General features: G+C 66.5%; 14 protein-coding genes. All 14 read right to left on the reverse strand.

Annotated features, from left to right (window positions below; genetic code table 11):
- Positions 1-8 precede the first annotated feature (8 nt).
- The 14 genes from BTO20_RS37065 to BTO20_RS37140 all read right to left on the reverse strand — a co-directional run bounded on the left by BTO20_RS37065 (position 9) and on the right by BTO20_RS37140 (position 16487).
- Positions 9-320, reverse strand: a complete 312-nt coding sequence (locus BTO20_RS37065) for a hypothetical protein (RefSeq protein ID WP_087083373.1) — start codon at positions 318-320, stop codon at positions 9-11.
- Positions 321-474: 154 nt separating this feature from the next.
- Positions 475-3456, reverse strand: coding sequence for a type VII secretion protein EccCb (gene eccCb / locus BTO20_RS37070; protein ID WP_232491336.1), 2982 nt, complete (start codon positions 3454-3456; stop codon positions 475-477).
- A gap of 20 nt (positions 3457-3476) precedes the next feature.
- On the reverse strand, positions 3477-4628 hold the full coding sequence (locus tag BTO20_RS37075; RefSeq protein WP_087083377.1) for a cell division protein FtsK: 1152 nt from the start codon (positions 4626-4628) through the stop codon (positions 3477-3479).
- Entirely contained in the window at positions 4625-6169 is a 1545-nt protein-coding gene (eccB, locus tag BTO20_RS37080; RefSeq protein WP_087083379.1) for a type VII secretion protein EccB, read from the reverse strand. The genes BTO20_RS37075 and eccB overlap by 4 nt, the downstream gene beginning before the upstream one ends.
- Before the next feature lie 3 nt (positions 6170-6172).
- The gene (locus BTO20_RS37085) at positions 6173-7240 is read right to left on the reverse strand and encodes a hypothetical protein (RefSeq protein ID WP_157680451.1); all 1068 of its coding nucleotides are present in this window, start codon (positions 7238-7240) and stop codon (positions 6173-6175) included.
- A gap of 17 nt (positions 7241-7257) precedes the next feature.
- Positions 7258-8394: a transglycosylase SLT domain-containing protein gene (locus BTO20_RS39685; protein WP_157680452.1), complete on the reverse strand. Its 1137-nt coding sequence runs from the start codon at positions 8392-8394 to the stop codon at positions 7258-7260.
- A 111-nt stretch (positions 8395-8505) separates the two neighbouring features.
- Positions 8506-9942 (reverse strand): DUF4226 domain-containing protein, encoded by a 1437-nt coding sequence (locus BTO20_RS37095; RefSeq protein ID WP_087083383.1) that lies wholly within the window; start codon positions 9940-9942, stop codon positions 8506-8508.
- Between the two features lie 16 nt (positions 9943-9958).
- Positions 9959-10246, reverse strand: a complete 288-nt coding sequence (locus BTO20_RS37100; RefSeq protein WP_087083385.1) for a hypothetical protein — start codon at positions 10244-10246, stop codon at positions 9959-9961.
- A 115-nt stretch (positions 10247-10361) separates the two neighbouring features.
- Positions 10362-12701 (reverse strand): hypothetical protein, encoded by a 2340-nt coding sequence (locus tag BTO20_RS40055; protein WP_198344621.1) that lies wholly within the window; start codon positions 12699-12701, stop codon positions 10362-10364.
- 102 nt (positions 12702-12803) lie between these two features.
- A complete protein-coding gene (locus BTO20_RS40895) occupies positions 12804-13037 on the reverse strand; it encodes a hypothetical protein (protein WP_232491337.1) in 234 nt (77 codons plus the stop codon).
- A gap of 554 nt (positions 13038-13591) precedes the next feature.
- Positions 13592-13972, reverse strand: coding sequence for a hypothetical protein (locus BTO20_RS37125; RefSeq protein ID WP_087083394.1), 381 nt, complete (start codon positions 13970-13972; stop codon positions 13592-13594).
- A 2-nt stretch (positions 13973-13974) separates the two neighbouring features.
- On the reverse strand, positions 13975-14373 hold the full coding sequence (locus tag BTO20_RS37130) for a hypothetical protein (protein ID WP_087083396.1): 399 nt from the start codon (positions 14371-14373) through the stop codon (positions 13975-13977).
- Positions 14354-16120: a PPE domain-containing protein gene (locus tag BTO20_RS37135; protein ID WP_087083398.1), complete on the reverse strand. Its 1767-nt coding sequence runs from the start codon at positions 16118-16120 to the stop codon at positions 14354-14356. The genes BTO20_RS37130 and BTO20_RS37135 overlap by 20 nt, the downstream gene beginning before the upstream one ends.
- A gap of 49 nt (positions 16121-16169) precedes the next feature.
- A complete protein-coding gene (locus tag BTO20_RS37140; protein ID WP_087083400.1) occupies positions 16170-16487 on the reverse strand; it encodes a type VII secretion target in 318 nt (105 codons plus the stop codon).
- Positions 16488-16528: the final 41 nt, after the last annotated feature.

Here is a 16528-nt window from a genome sequence, read left to right on the forward strand (position 1 = left end):
GCTGCTCTCTAGATCACCGCGTTGATGACCGCGCCGGCCGCTTCGTCAGCCACCGTGGTGACCACGCCCGCAGTGCCGTTGGCCAGGCTATAGAGGGCCTGCTGGCCCGCTGCTGCCGCCAGAACAGCGGCGATATCAGCCGAGATAGCGCCGATCTTGGCGACATTGGCCGCCGAGATCTCATCGAGCCCAGGCGGCACGACCGCGGCCGCGGCCGCAGCCTGAGCGGTGTGGCCAGCAGCCTCGGCCGACAGTGCAGCGGTCGCGGCCGCCGCGGCCGCCACCCCACCCGGTTCCATGAAAACTGACAGTGCCGACATAAGCGTGCTCCTTACTGCTCCCCGTAGACGCAACCTAACACATCGTTAGGCACTTCGTACACACTTCATACACATGAGCCGGTCCTTTCTGGGACACACCGTCATGTGTTTGCTCCGTTACTCCACCACGACCTGCTGACGTTGTCACTACAGTTCACCACGAATCAGCGGACTGCTCATGCAGAGATTTCCCGGGCGGCGGTAGCGCCACCTGCATGAGCTGGCGGCCCAGCTTTCGATACACCAGTTCACCCCGCCCAGGTGCCCGTGGAGCAGGACGCACCCCGTCGACAATGACGCCGTCGGCGCGGGTGCCGTCAAGGATGAGCACCCCCGCCCCGGCGCGATCCATCGCGGTCACCACCTTGTTGTGGGCGCTCGTTGCCGCCCATCCCGTGCCGTTGAGGCTCGCCAACACATGCACCCCCATTTGCCGTCCACGTTCGATCACCGGCTCCAACGCCGGCATCAGCCGCGACGTCATCGAGGACCCCGGTGCGTTGAACAGGTGCAGATCATCGATCACGATGAAGTACCGAGGACCGCTGAACCGCCACTGCGCCCGCTCATGAGGCGTGGCGTTCTCCGGCGGCCGACGTTCGCTGGTGAACCTCTTGGCAAGATGAGCCGCGATCGCACCGACATCCACCGCCGGGTTGTCGACGTGTAGGGCCAGATACTCCGGTTCGATGTAGGCCGCCAGCTTCAGATCCGGGTCCAACGCCACGATCTGTGCTTCTGCGGGCGAGAACGTGTCCTGGATTGCGCTGACCAGCGTGCGCATCACCGTCGTGCGGCCCGACCCGCTGCTGCCCACCACGTAGAAGTTCGTTGCCGCGGTCAGATCCACACCGACGGTCTCGAGGGCGACCTCGCCCACACCCAGCTTGAGGGTGCCCGCAGGAACCGGCCCCAGCTCGTGCCAGTGCAGCTCGGTGGGCAGTTCAGGCAGCGGGGGCGCCACGTCAACTCCCCGCCGCTGCCAGGACTGCGCGATCAGCTGACACGTCGCCTCCACCGAGGACTGGTCATACGTCACCGCGCCGTGGGCGTCGGCCGTCACCGCCGCCGTCGCCACCGGAGCGCTCATCAGGAAGTGCAGCCCGCCGCGCTTGAGTCCGCGGCCCGGCTGGTCTGGCACGGTCTTGGCGCGTTCCCGATCCCCCATCTCCGATTCGCGGTAATCGGCCATCCGCAGTTCGATGCGGGTGCCGAACTTACTGTTGAGGTTGTAGGGCAGGGTGACCCACTGGTCGTTGGTGACCATCAGGTGGATGCCGTAGTTCAGCGCCGACGCCGACCCCAGTTCGGTGATCCGAGTGAACAGCTCCTGATCCTTGATCTTCAACGCCGCCAAGTTGTCGACGAACAAGAACACATCACCGTATCCGTCCTCGGGCACCTCACCGGGCTTGCCGGCGAACTTACGGGCCCGAAACTCCGTGAGGTCGATTCCGGCCAACTCCCAGTTGCGCACCCGGCCGGCCAGCAGACGCTCGACCTCGCTGAGGATTCGGGTGATCCGCTCCTCATTGCCCTGCCCGGCGACACCGCTCATATGCGGCAGACCCGACATGTTCTGCAGCTTGCCGCCGCCGAGGTCGATGCAATAGAACTGTACTCGCTGCGGGCTGTGCGACACCGCGAGGTTCGCCATAATCGACTGCAGCGCAGTGGATTTCCCGCTCTGCGCCGCGCCGATGATGGCCGCGTTGCCCTTGCTTCCCGACAGATCCACGCTCAGCAGCTTCTGGCTGTGGTCGAACGGATCATCTTCGCGGGCATAGGGAATCGTCAGACCCGCGTCGGCGCTCACATCGAGCCAGTCGCGTCCCCAGAACTCCTGTGCCACCTCATCGACGGCCACCACCGGGGTCTCGTCCAGCGGAGGCAGGTACAGCTTGTGCATCGCACGGCGGGTGCGACCCGCCTCGACCAGACGCTGCACCAACACCGACACCACGGTGTCGGCGTCCACACTCATCTGCTCGATCGAAATCTCGTCGGCGAGGTCGTCGTCCTGTTCTTCGTCGCCGACCTCGATGTCCAGCGGCAGCGGCGCCACGGCGGCGCCGAAACGGAGCGGATCGATGTACTGGCCTTCCCGGCGGCGCCGCTGCTGGCGACCCACCACAGGAGGGGTAAACGGTGCCGAGACGTAATACGACCGAAACAAGGTGTGTTCGTCCTCGTAGACCAGGAACCCTGTGCCCTCCGGAGCGCCCTTGAGGTCTTCGTATGCACGTGTCGAGCCAATCGCCTGCCGCGATTGGCCGGCGTCCTTGACCTTCAACCCGATCGAATACGTCTGCTGCGCGATCATTCCGGCCATCCGCCCCTGCTCCACGCGCTGTGAGGCATTGAGGATGTGCATCCACAGACCGCGTCCCTTTCGGGCCACCACGTCAAAGGTCTCAGCCAGCCGAGGCCGAATCCGCAACAGCTCACTGAACTCGTCCAGCACGATGAACAACGTCCCCAACGGTTCCAGATCGGGGCGCGTCGTGGCCCGCGCCCGTTCATAGTCGCGGACGTCCTTGTACCCCGCGGCTTTCAGGATCGCCTCGCGCCGGCCGGTCTCACCGTTGATCATGTCCTCGAAGCGATCCAGCCGTGCCGCAGCCTCGGCCAGGTTCGACACCACACCCTGGCAGTGCGGAATATCGGCCAGCTTCATCATCGCCGTCTCGCCCTTGAAATCGCCCAGGATCATCTGCAGCACTTCCGGCGGGTGCAGCATCGCCATCGCCAGACAGAACGACACCAGGGTTTCGGACTTACCCGAACCGATCTGACCGGTCAGCATGCCGTGCGGCCCCATCCCGCCCTCGGCGCCTTCCTTGAGGTCCAGCCACACCGTCTTACCGGTGTTCGGATTCTTGCCCAGCGGGGCACGCAGACGCGTGGTCGTGGTCAGTTGCGACCACAACGTGGTCGGATCCCACACGCGGGCATCCTCGATCTGGAACAGGTCGAGGAAATCCTGTCCCGCTCGCGCGGAGGCGGCCCGCTCGGCCACATACCGGGTGGCCGCGTCCTGCGGCTCCCAGGCGGCCACCGCGCGCGCCAACACCTCGGCCTCCACCAGCGGCATCACGTCCGGTGTGGCCGCGAAGGCAAGTCCCTCCTCAGCCAAAGGCGAAACCCGAACCATCTTTAGACAACCTCCCTGGCCCGCAACAGATTTCCCACCGCATCGAACTTCATCGCCGTCGCCGACGTCGCCAGCGGCGAGGAGTAGTCGTTGGTGGCCTCAACCACCGCCACCCCGGCGTAGCCGGAATCGCGCAGCAACGGGGCACAGTTCGCGCCCGGCATATCCACCACGATCACCCAATGGTCCTCAGCGCGGGGCTGTCCCTCCATCGGTGGCGACCACGCTGGCCGGCTCGCCCACTGCTCACCGAAGCGCTCCATGAACTCCCCCACATCGCTGTAGATCATCCGCACCGGCCCACACGCGTCGACCAGCTCAGGGTCAGCGACATGGGGCCACCACTTAGCCCACTCCCACGACTGCAGGTCGTCGCTGATGATCGCCAGCCGCACCACGTCAGGACCGTGAAACACACACAACTGGCACACCAGCGCCCGCAATGTCCCCTGCAGCAGCGGGCGCTGGGTCTCCTCGGCGAAGAACGCCCAGCCCATCTGGTCGAACAGATGCAGCGGTCGTGCCACGTCGTGAACCACATTCTGCGCCAACAGGAAATCGCGCGCCGCGATAGCTGTCGAAGTCTCCCGGTACTCCGGGGGCGGCACCTTCTGCGGCGGGTTGATGATCGTGCGCAATCGGGTCACCCCCAGCCCCAGCCGCACATGCCCGAAATTGCGGTCAGTGGGTCGACGCTCCCACATTCGGCCAGTGCCGACGATGGTCAGCAGCGAACCGTTGCAAGGATTGGGATGGTGATAGGCGATCTCAGCCGCCTGCTCCTGAGCGCCGACGGTCACATCATCGCGCAGTTCATCCAGACTGCGCATATAGTCAACCCTGGTCTGGTTGAGCGCCGCAGGCTTGGTCTTCTCGTTGCCGCCCCCACCACGGTTGCGCAGCATCATCAACATCGACACCAACATGATCGGCATGATGAACATGCCACCCAGGCCGATCGAGCGAGCGCCGGTTCGGATCATGATCACCAGCAACACGATCACCGCGACCACGAAGATCAACACCCACACCCACACCGGGGGCCGCTGCTGCGGCGGCCGCGTGATCTCGCCGATCTCGGGCATCGTGGCAGTGCGCTCCGGAAGGATCGGCGCCGCCGGCTTCTCCTTGTCGAAACCCTTCTTCGTCGTCATCGCGTGCCCTTCTCGCTCATCGGCGCGGCGGCCGGGTTGGCGCCCAAGGTGTCGTGCTCGACCATCGCGGACTGCCGCGACAACGCCGGGCCGGCCGGAAGCCAACGCACCACCGCCCACGGCGCCGGAGTCGGTGCCACACCCGACAACCCCAGCGCCCGCAGCGGATCATGTTGTCTATCAGAGGTTTCGATGCCGAAGCGCACACCGCTGTGGCCGATCCACCACACCGACTCGCTGCGCCCGGAATCAGGTTCCACGCCGGTCACCTGGACAAAGTTCGCGCTGCCCGGCCCCAGATACACCTCATCGGCTGACTGCTGGCCCGACTGCGCCGACACCATCCTGATCACCCTCGACTCCTCACCCTGCGCGATCGGCAGACGCCGACCCGACACCGTGGTCACCGTGGCCTGCGGTGAACCAGAATCCTTGCGCCACATCACGCACGTGACCGGTTCTGCGGCCTTGTCCAGCAGCTTCACCGGCCCGTTGGGATACATCGACACATCGAAGCCCACGGCCTGCGGAGCCGCCGCAACCACCGGAGCCTCCACGTCGAGCACCCGCCCCTGCCCAGACACATTGGCGTTGTGCAGCATCAGCGCCACCGTCTCCGGAATCATCTGCAGCCCTGCCGGCAGCGCCACAAAGAACTGGTCGTCGCCAGTAGCACTGCGCGACTTGACCACCGACCCCGACACCACCGCCAGCCCCGGCCCGGCATACCCGACCGGGCCGCCCGGGGAGGGCACGTCGGGAACCCGCAACGGCGCTGTCGGAATCAACGCCTCATACAGTGCCCGCGACATCGGAGTGGGCCGAAGATTGCCCGCCTGCAGCCCCAGCGCCAACATCACCGGCTTGTCGGCCAGATCGAGCTGCGACCGGTGCCCATCAGTGACCAAAAAGACGCTGCCGCCATAGGTCATCAGCACCGCCTCCGGAGAGGCCATCTCGTGGGCCCAATCCCCCAACTCGGCCTGTCCGGTTAGTGCGGTCACCTGAGGACTCGCCAAAGTGCCCGCGGTACCGGCCTTGTCACACAACCCCCACCCGGTGTTGGTGGGAGTACGCGGCGTCAGATCATTTGGGGCCCCGACGATGCCGACCGTCGGCCCGATCGGCCGCTCCTCGATCTGAGCCATCGGCACCAGCGTCGGGGAAGCGTCCTGGCCGAGAATCAGCCGCGCCGACGCCAGATTCAACACCGGGTGCATCGTGCTGTTGACATCAACGAACAATGCTCCACTGCCCCGGTCAGCCACCAGCTTGGAATTGCCGATCTGCCCCACCGGCCGCAGCCAAGACAACACGAAGCACACCCCAAGTGCCAGTGCGGCGATCACCACCCCGACGGTGGCCGCCGCCCCGTAGTTCTTCGACGGGTCATGCACCAGACGCACCGAATGGCGAGCGACCGCCACCGCCATCCGGTGCCACAGAAACCGCCACGCCGCAACCTGTTCCAAAGAGGCGTACGTCAATCCGGTCCCGCCGCGGCGCCGCTCGGCCCGATGGGTGCGCCTCGGTTCGGTCACGGCTCAGTACCCCCCGCCCAATGAAGCCACGTGAACGTGGTCGAAGTGATTCTGTGTGGCGCTGCCTCGATCTTCCATCCTCGAGGAACTGCCGTCCGGTCGGATCATCTGCTGTCGCCAGATGATGTGGTCCAGACCCAGCGGCTTCTGGTGGCGGATCAAGAAATTGACCACCCGATCACCCAGGGCACGCCCCTCGGGGGTGTCCCAGTTCGGGATCATCACGTCGAGCGCCAACCCATTCGGGTGCCATTTCAGCGCATCGGGACGCCAGCCGCCGATCTCCTTGATCTCAGGGAACGCGTTCGAAATCGCCCGGTTCATCAACTTTGTGTACTTCTGCAAACCCCGCTCACTGGCCTTTCCAGGGCCGCTGGTGTCCAGACCGGGAATCGCCGCCGAAGCGAACTTGGCGGTGCTGCCGTTGGTGCTGCCGGTCAGTTTGGCGGCTTGGGTGAACGGGGCGGTCAGCCCGCTCAACCCCGACAGCGGTGCACCGAAACCAGGCATCCCACCGCCACCCATCGGCATCCCGCCACCCATCGGCATTCCACCGCCCATCGGCATGGCGCCCAACGAACTTGCGCCCATCCCCGCAGGGCGCGTCAGACCCGCCACGTCACCGTACCCGGCGGCGTTGGCATTGGCCGCCGCCGCGTGCGTGCCCGCCTCAGCAGCACCGGTCTGCACCGTGCCGCGAGTCTCCTCCAACCGTGTCCTGATCGCAGTGATCAACGCCCGCTTGCCCTCCGGGGTGTTGGTGCTCAAACCCAGCGCCTGCACATCAGCGACCGCCTGGGCGATGATCGCCTCCATGTTCACCCGGCCCCCCGACGCCGAGGCCGCCGCCGCATCCAGCTCGGCGCGACCGGTGTCATCCAGGGAGCTGAGCGCGGCCGTGGAGTTGTGGTGCTCGACAGCCGAATCCTGCTGACCATCAGCGGCCTGACCCTGCCCGGGAGTGATCGACGGCGGCGGCGCCGGAGCCAACGGCGGCAGCGGCAACAACACCCCCACCCCGGTACCAAAACCATCCCGCGCCTGACCCATCACCCCACCAGCAGCACGCACAAACCCCTCCACCGACATCAGTAACCACCGCCTGCAGAGTTGGGGTTGAACTGCGGCACCTTCGTTACGTTGCTGCCATCACGAGACACGCCATAACAGTCCATCACGTAGTTCATGGCGGCGGCGATGTTGGCCACCGGGTCGTAAAGATTAGTCGACGTGCCGGGCTGGTGATAAGCAGCGAACGTCTCCGGAATCGTCTGCAACCCGCCCCGTGACGAACCCGCCGGGAACCCGTCCGGCCCGGATCCGGCCAACCGCGTGGCGTTCATGTCGGAGGTGTTGACCGCCAACGGATTGAAGCTGGACTCCCGCGCTGCAGCGGTCATCAACCCGGTCATCCAACGTGCCCGCGCCCTCGGGTCGTCAACACCCATCACATCGAGCGCCTCGCTGATGTATCCCCGATAGGCCTCCCTGCCCGCCGGGAACTTCAGCCGGTCGTATTGCACAGCACTGAGCGGGATCTTCGCGGCCTGCGACACCGCCGCCTTCGACCCGCCGGTCCCCGACGCCGGGGTGCTGCCGTTGGTGCTGCCGGTCAGTTTGGCGGCTTGGGTGAACGGGGCGGTCAGCCCGCTCAACCCCGACAGCGGTGCACCGAAACCAGGCATCCCACCGCCACCCATCGGCATCCCGCCACCCATCGGCATTCCACCGCCCATCGGCATGGCGCCCAACGAACTTGCGCCCATCCCCGCAGGGCGCGTCAGACCCGCCACGTCACCGTACCCGGCGGCGTTGGCATTGGCCGCCGCCGCGTGCGTGCCCGCCTCAGCAGCACCGGTCTGCACCGTGCCGCGAGTCTCCTCCAACCGTGTCCTGATCGCAGTGATCAACGCCCGCTTGCCCTCCGGGGTGTTGGTGCTCAAACCCAGCGCCTGCACATCAGCGACCGCCTGGGCGATGATCGCCTCCATGTTCACCCGGCCCCCCGACGCCGAGGCCGCCGCCGCATCCAGCTCGGCGCGACCGGTGTCATCCAGGGAGCTGAGCGCGGCCGTGGAGTTGTGGTGCTCGACAGCCGAATCCTGCTGACCATCAGCGGCCTGACCCTGCCCGGGAGTGATCGACGGCGGCGGCGCCGGAGCCAACGGCGGCAGCGGCAACAACACCCCCACCCCGGTACCAAAACCATCCCGCGCCTGACCCATCACCCCACCAGCAGCACGCACAAACCCGTCTACCGACTCTCCAATAGCACACCCGCCGCCGCACATCTCAGTGCGCCTTCGGTGGGGTCGTCATCGTGGCCATCGTCGTCGTCAGTCAGCAGCCGGTGCCGCCGCCGGTGAGCCTGACTTCGCGGCCGTGGGATCGAACCAGCCCAAAAAGTCCGGGCCCGAACTCACGCTCTCCAGCGGCTGCACCTGCCCTGAGACCAGCACCTTGCCGCTGCCCAGCGCCATCACCTGGTGGTCCTTCCACATGCCCACATCCCCCGCCTTGAGCTGAGGCGGCGGCACCGGATCGGTCACCGGGGTGCCCGGCGGCGGCAGCGTCACACCCGCAGCCTGCTGCCACGCCTCGGCCACCGGAGCGCCGTTGAGCGCCGCCCGCACCGCTTCCGCGCCCTGCGGGGTCCGCGCCTCCGTCACCGAGTTGTCGGGCAACTGCACATCAGTCGACTTCGTCGCGGGCTCCACCGTCTGCGCCTGCTGGCCAGCCTGATCCGCGGCAGCGGCCTGAGTCTGCGCCGACTCCTCCTCGCCCTCCTCGGAGTCACTCTCGCCCTCGGAGGCCGACTCGGTCGTGGCGTCGCCCTCGGTGAAGTCCGGGGCAGCCTCCTCGTCCTGGCCGGCCTTGTCGTCGGTGAACTCCGGGCCAGCCTCCTCGGGCGGCTTCTGATCGCTGAACCCCGCCAGCGTCGAGGCCAGCGGGTCCATGAACCCAGTGGGCAGCCCACCACCGCCGCCGAACCCGGGCAATCCGCCACCGCCGCCGAACCCGGGCAATCCGCCACCGCCGCCGCCGAACCCGGGAAGACCACCCATCGGCATGCCCATCCCCAGCCCCGGCTGACCCAGCATCCCAGCCGGGTTGGTCTGAGCCTCCCCCTGGGCCGAATCCGCTTCCGCAGGAGCCTCGTTGCCGCCGCCGCTGCCTCCACCGTCCGCACTGTCGGGTGCAGTGCCCACGCCGCTGTACTTGGTGGCATTCTCCTGCGACACCGCCGCCTTGTCCTCGGAGTCGGCCGCCGCCTTCTCGATAATCGTCCGAGCCTCCTCCAGACGGGTCTTGACGAAATCCATCAACGTCTTCTGACCCTCGACGGTGTACAGCGACCCGTCAGCCTTCATCTGCTCGATCTTGGCCGTCACATCGGCGCGGATGTCCTCCAACTCCTGGCGGCCGACCTCACCGGCAGCCGCCACCTCCTCAGCGCTGATCCCCGCACTATCGAGTTCCACGAGCTGCTCCAGCATCTCCCCCACCCGCCGAGCCTCCTCCTTGGCGGCCTCAGCGGCAGGCCCCTCAACCCCCTCCGGCGGCACCGGAGGCGCCGGCGGAGGCACCAGAGGCCCCTGCGGCGGCGAAGGTTGACCGGCCGGCCCTTCGGGTGCGGGCGATGCGGGCTCTCGGCCATCAACCTCAGTGTCCGGGGCAGGCGACAAAGGCAGCATCGGCGCCAGCCGTCCGATCCCGAGGATGGCGTTGGTCAGGACCGTCTCGACGGCTTTGCTGACAATGTCCCACGACATGCAACTCTCCCTATGACTAGAAGTTCAATGCACGCTCGTCGGCAGCCACCGCGTCAAGCGTCAGATACGTCCCATCAATGCCAAGATTGGCCAAGTACCGGTCATGAGCGACGGCGGCGACCTTGCGGACACGATTGTTCAACGTCACCGAATCCCAGTTCCGAGCATCGGGCTTCAACACCACACCACACACAAAACCGAGGCCATTGACCTGCACAAACACCGTGCGCTTCACAGAGATCGCCGTCGCGACAACCTGCTCGCCAAGATCACCGGCCGACTCAGCAGCCTCCTGCTCCGTCACGGTTCCCCTTCCGGCCACACACCCACTTCACCTGACCCGCATGTTGCTGGACATATTACACATATTCATGCAATAGGTGAACATGTCAGGCACACTTTTGATGAGAGGGTGTCGGTCAGCTGGGCGTCCCCGCAGTCTGCGGCCGCGGCGCCAGCACCGCATCCACAACATGGCCGAACCCAGCAATCTTGGCGCAGTAGACGAGATCCGGCAGAGACGGCGGCTGAACACGCCAACACCTCAGCAGCTCGATCATCAAGCCCGCCCGGTAGAAGTGCACATACACCTGCTGGGAAGCCCGCGACACTTCGGAATCGTCAGCGTCGAGCACCCCTCCGGCCATGCTCGGATGCAGAACCGCAGAATTATGCCGCTCAATCACGTTGCGGTAGTGAGCATCCCAGTCCACCGCGGTACGGCTGCGCAACGGCTCCAACACATGGTCCACGTCGTACTGCTCGACCAGCCGCGACTCCTGGCCATCCATCCCGGCCAGCGCGCTCGGCGTCTGCGCAGCAGCGGCCAACACCGCCTCGGTGATCGCCCCAGCGGCCTGCAGCCCCAGCCCCTGCTGCAGGACGGCCTGCACCTTCGCCCAAGCCGGACGATCCACCGTCATCAACCGATGGACGTATCCACCACCCATACTCGGAGCCTCACCAGGAGTGTGCAGGATCTCGACCGCGCGGACAGACTCGAAATCAGGCCACCCCACCGGTCGAGCAATACCCAACTCCGTGGTCACCAACGCAGACCGGCGAGCCCCCGCCACATGCTCAGACAACTCCTCGGCATGAGCGGCGAGCAACGCTGTCGGCTGCTCAACCCCCATGAACCGGGTGGCCCAGTTCAAAGGAAGCAGCTCATCGAACACCGCCAGGTGCGCTGAGTTCGGAATGAAGACTCCAGGTGGCACATAGGCGCCCCCGCCCACGCTCGACGCAATCGACACCGACGGACCAGAAGGCAACTGCACCACCGACACTGCCCACTGCACGAACCCGCCATTGAGCAGGTCCTCACGAACCTCTGTACCGCGCACCAAGCCATCCAGAACCCGCCGCGCCAACAGCAGGTCCGCGCTCGGCTCCGAATCCGTCAGTGCCGCACCAGCACCGGCACCCCCGCTGCCGGCCACCAGCGGAGCGCCCGCACCGCCGCCCTGCTGCGTCGTCGGGCCGACCGGAGTCGCAGGCTGAGCCGATGCCGGCACCGTCCCCGCGCCAGGTGGTGGCACAGGACCACCACCCCCGCCAGGCGGTACATACGGCGCCAAACCACCACCACCACCACCAGCGGCGACCGGCGGCACCATACCCCCGCCACCACCAACAGGAGCCGGTCCACTCGGTGCGGACGGTGCAGCCGCACCCGCTCCCTGAGCGGGAACCACCGGAGCCTGCTGCCCGGGAGAGGCAACCGGAGTCACCGAAGGATGCTGCGCCGCAAACTTCTCCAACGCCGGCGACGGCGTCGCAGACACCGCACCCGAAGCCCCCATTCCCGACGCCAAACCCGACTGGAAACTACTCGCCGCACTCGACAACGGATTACTCGACACCGGGTTACTGCTCAACGCCTCCGACATCGACGACGCCGGAGCCGTCGCCGCATCCTTCAACGGATTCCCGCTCAACGCACTCAAACCCGACGGCACCTGCGGCGGCCGCATCGAGCCCATACCGCTACCCACGCCAGTGCCCGTACTGCTTGCTGCTGAACCTGTTGTAGGCATCCCCGTGGTTGGCAGTCCCACCCCACTGAGGGGTGTGGACACCGGCGGCTGATCTGCCAGCGGATTGTCAGCGGGCAGTGCACCCTCGGTTTTCGGCTGGTCGGTTTGACTCAGTTCTGTGACGGTGGGCGCGTCTGACAGGTCCCCCTCCACCTTCTTCCCGTCGTTGGCGAGTGGCTCGTTAGCCTTCGCCCCTGGGTCGTCGGTCCCCTCCGCCTTCTTCTCATCCTTCGGCGTTTCGTGATTAGCAGCGGTGGCGTCTTCACCCTTACGGGAATCTTCGCCTGGTATGGGGAGTGGTGGCGGGGCCGCGGCGATGTCTCCGAGCGCGGTGCTGAAGGCGGTGGCGGCTTCTTCTTTGAAGGTGGCTGCAGAGAAGGGTGTCTTGGTTTTTTGTGCTGTCTCCCAGGCTTGTTGAGCGGCATCCCCGATCTGTGTGAGGCTCAGTTTCAGGCCGAGGACGGTGCTCTTGTAGGACTCCGCGGTAACGGCTTTCGAACCAAGATGATCGGCTACGTCGTAGGCGTGGTTGCGCATTTCGGTGAGCCGTTCCACCCGCGCGGTGCCGGCCTGGCCCTGGAGAAGATCGGGGCTCGTGGACATTTTGCGTTTGAGGGTGTCGCCGTAGGCGGAGAACCGGGTTTCGGCGTCGCGATGTTCATCGGCGACACTCTGAATGTCGTTCTCGCTGATGCTCGGCCAGAATTCGCCGATTGCCATCTGAGCACCGATGCCTGATGGCCGCTGAATGTCGCCCGCACCGCCTAGCGATCCAGTAGCCGGCATAGCTGCGCTCTCCCCTCATTCACGCGATGCAGAACTTCAGCCTTGGTCGAGTCCGCAGACTTCCCAGGCTTGGTCGTACGCGGCCTGCGCTGCCCGCTTGTCATCGGCAGGCGGTTCAGCCAAGCCTCGTTCTCGGACTTCACCGAAGACCGCCATGCGGGCGTAATACGCCGACACGACATCTGAGATTGCTTGCCGCACTGGTGCACTCGCTCCCGGGTAGTCCTGCAACGACGCCTGTAACGCAGCCGCAGCAGGGAGGATGTCCATGGCGTTTGTGTAATTGTTCGGTATGGCGCTGTTGATGGTTGCGTAGCGCGTGCACAGCCCGACGTCCTGTGCGTGGGTGTCCCCAGTGGCCGGTGCGCCTGCAACATTGGTGGGTTCACTTGTTTGAGACGCACGGTCATTCGATGACGCGGAATTAGTGGCAATGGTCCCGACTGCGGCTCCCACTCCTGCAGCGACGAGGGCGGTGGCCGCGACGAGAGCGATGAGGCCACCGCGCCCAGAGCGCTTCGGCGTCGACATGGGTGGTCCGAAGTGTCCCGGGGCGGGTGCTGGCTGGTAGCCGGTTCCCGCGTGGGCTGGGTGGTAACCCGTGGTCTCGGCAGGTGCCTGGTGGGCCGCCCCTTCCGGGGCGGGGTGATAACCCCACCCTTCGGGTGCTGGTTGGTAGCCGGCACCGTGTGCGCGTCCTGTGCCAGGCCCGGTTGTGGTGGGGTGGCTCATCCTCGTCTCCCTGCGGTATCGGGTGGATGGTTAGAGCCTACCGCTCACCACCAGGCCCCAACCACGCGATTTAGGTCCTGAACTCCCTCTTGTCAGATTGGTGCGACGCCGCCGGAGACGTTCGGTCCAGGCACCGCAGCACTGATGGTCGCGGCGGCCTGACCATCCTCGGCTTCCAACGTCGCAGAGCAGGTGCTGTCCGTCGAAGCTGTCTCGCTTGCCAGAGCAGTGGCGCGAGCTTCGCATGCGGCCAGTTCGGCAGCCCACGGGCTCATGGCGGCGGTGATCGCAGCGCTCACGGCATCTGGTCCCGCCCCGGCCGCCGTCGCCGCGGCGGCCCCGACCGCCCCGCCCGCCCCTGCGGCGGCAACAGTGGCTGCCTCGGCCGCGGTGTTAGCGCCATCGGCGATCAGCGGAAGCGCCTCGACCTGGATGTTGTCGGCTGACTGTCCAGATGTTGTGACTGCGGGCATTTCTATTGCCTCCGTTGGGTGTTCGGGCTGTGCAGTGCTTGAGCCAACTGGTTAGCCACGGGATGCTGGAGCAGCGCGGGGGAGGCGATCTTGGCGCACTCGTCGAACAGCTTTTGTGAGATGGCATCGAGGCCCTCGGCGGCCCTGCGGGCGTTCTGTGCCAAGGCGTCGCTGATGCGGTCGTTGAGTTCGCTGATCGTCAGCTCCTGCTGGAGCCCCTCGCGGACGTCGAGGTCAAGAAGCCGTCCCCTCGAGTCGTGGACGACGATGATGTCCTCGTCGTCGCTGGTGCTCGACAGGAATGCGTCGGTTTCCTCATCCCAGGCGTAGATCGCATCCAGCATCGTGTTCAGGGGTGCCAGCGCCGCCTCGGCGGCTGGGTTAATCGGTGGTGTCGCCATCGGTCTCCTCCTGAGTCTTGGACGACTTACGCCGGCCAGGACGCTTCCTCACTTGTTCCAACTCCCCGAACACCGGCTCGGTGTTGGCGTGATCGCGATGTACGACCCGCTTATCGGGATGTAGGTCTTTGTCTCTCTCCGGGGTGTTGTTGCCCCCCATACCGCCCATCATCGGCGGATACATGCCACCCATCATCGGCCCACCGACCCGGCCAGCGGTCGGTGCTGGAGCCGACGCCGCCGGCGCGGCCGGTGGAGCGATCGCAGCACCGGGTGCGGCCGCCGACACCGAACTCGACGGGCCGCCAGCGGGCAACCCGCCACCGCCGCCACCACCACCGCCACTGCTGGCCGGAGTGGTGCCCAGGTCACTCGGGCCGAGGTCGTCAAAGCCCATGTCCTCCGGGGACGGCAAGCCCTCACCGCCGGTGCCGGGCATGCCACCCAGGCTGGGCAAACTCGGCATCCCCGACAGCGCAGACAGCGGAGAAGCTCCCCCACCGGGCATCATCCCGGAGGCGCCGCCCGCAGATTGGCTCACCGCACCCAGAATCGAGCCCAGGACGTTGCCCGCGGTGTTGGCGGTGGCGTCGGTGGCCGGAGTCAGCGCCGTCTGGGCCGCAGTCGGCTCATTGGGAATGTCGGACTGCTCTGCTGCGGCGATGTCGCCGCTCGGTTGCCCTGCCGGATCGGGCTGGCTGGTGGTTCCCGGATCGTCCTCGGTGTCCGGATCGCCAGCCCCGGGTTCGTCCTTGACCTCCTTGAACGTGGCCTCCAGCTCGTCCTTCTCCTCAGCCTCGGTGCTCGACTCGGGTTTGTTCTCAGGCGTGGCGGTGCCCGGTGTGCCCCCCACGATCGGCGGGGGCACCGACGGCGGCGGCGGCACGGTCACCGTGTCGACGTTGGCGGCCGCCGCATAGCTGGCCTGTGCCGTCACAGCCTCAGCCTGCGCGGTGGAGAGGTTGGCCTTGGCCACCACCAACGGCTCACTGACCACACCGGCGCTGGCGTTGAACTTCTGCAGCGCGGTGCGGTACTCCTCACGCAATGCCTGGAACGTCTCCGGTGTCGGAGTGGCGGTGCGGGCGTTGTCGACGGTGCTGGCCGCCGATTCTGCCGAGGCGGCCAGCGTTCTGGCGTAGTTCGCGACATCGGCCAGCCACGAGGCGTGGTCGGAAATGTTGCGGCCTGCGGGTTGGTTGCCTGCGTTCCAGTTCGCGTCGACCCCTTGAGCCGCCCGCTTGGTGTCACCGGACTGCTTGTCCAGCTCCGTTGCCAGCGTGCGGAACTGGCTCGCCAGCGTGCGCAGCGGCTCCGATCCCGGCCCGCCGTGGATGACCGCCGCCCAGTTCTCGGCCGGCATCGGTGCGGGCGCGGCCGGAACCGGCGGAGCGGCCGGTAACGACGGCATCTGGCCAGGCCCGGTGGGCAGGACAGGCGCCGCCGAGGAGGGCTGGGCCTGTCCATAGCTCGAGATCACCGCGGCGGCATCGGCGTCGCTCTGGTCCAGTGCCACCCCGGTGGTGGCCACGGCCATTCCTCCGGCGGCGCGCTGGGCCATCGAATGCGCGATGAGCAGTTCCAGGCCCGTAGCCCATGCGGTGAACGAGGCGGCCACAGCGGTCGACACCTGGTCGGGGGCCGCCGGCTGGCACTGCGAGCAGGAGGGTGCATGTCCGGCCGCGTCGTCCTGCAACTCGCGGCCATGGGCGACCAGGGCGGGCGGTTCGAACGAAATGTTAACCACCCCAGCCCCCTTTCCGGTTCAGACCCATCCCCACGTCACACGCGTGAGGTCAGATCTGCACCGCGGCGTCGATGGCGCGGGCGGTGTCGCCGTCAGCGACCTCGAATCCCGTCCGATGATTACGCAGTTTCTGCGCGTGCGCACGAGCCCAGGCGATGACGCGCTCATAACTCAGACCGCGTTCGGTCGTCTCCAGCGCCTTGGCCTGAATGAACGCCGAGTAGATCGGCCCCAGCTGACTGCTCAACTGCTCGATGTCGGGCTGTGTCGACGCCACGTATTGAGCCAGCTCGTCGGCGTAGGTGTCCCAACGGTCGGCCAGGGCCGCCGCGGCCTCAGGGTCCAGACTGATCTGATCAGTGCTCATAACGGTTCAGCCTCTCTCGTGCCCGTCCGACGTGCCTAACA

Origin of the sequence: Mycobacterium dioxanotrophicus, from assembly GCF_002157835.1 — a bacterium.
In the GTDB taxonomy this organism is placed as follows: Bacteria; Actinomycetota; Actinomycetes; order Mycobacteriales; family Mycobacteriaceae; genus Mycobacterium; species Mycobacterium dioxanotrophicus.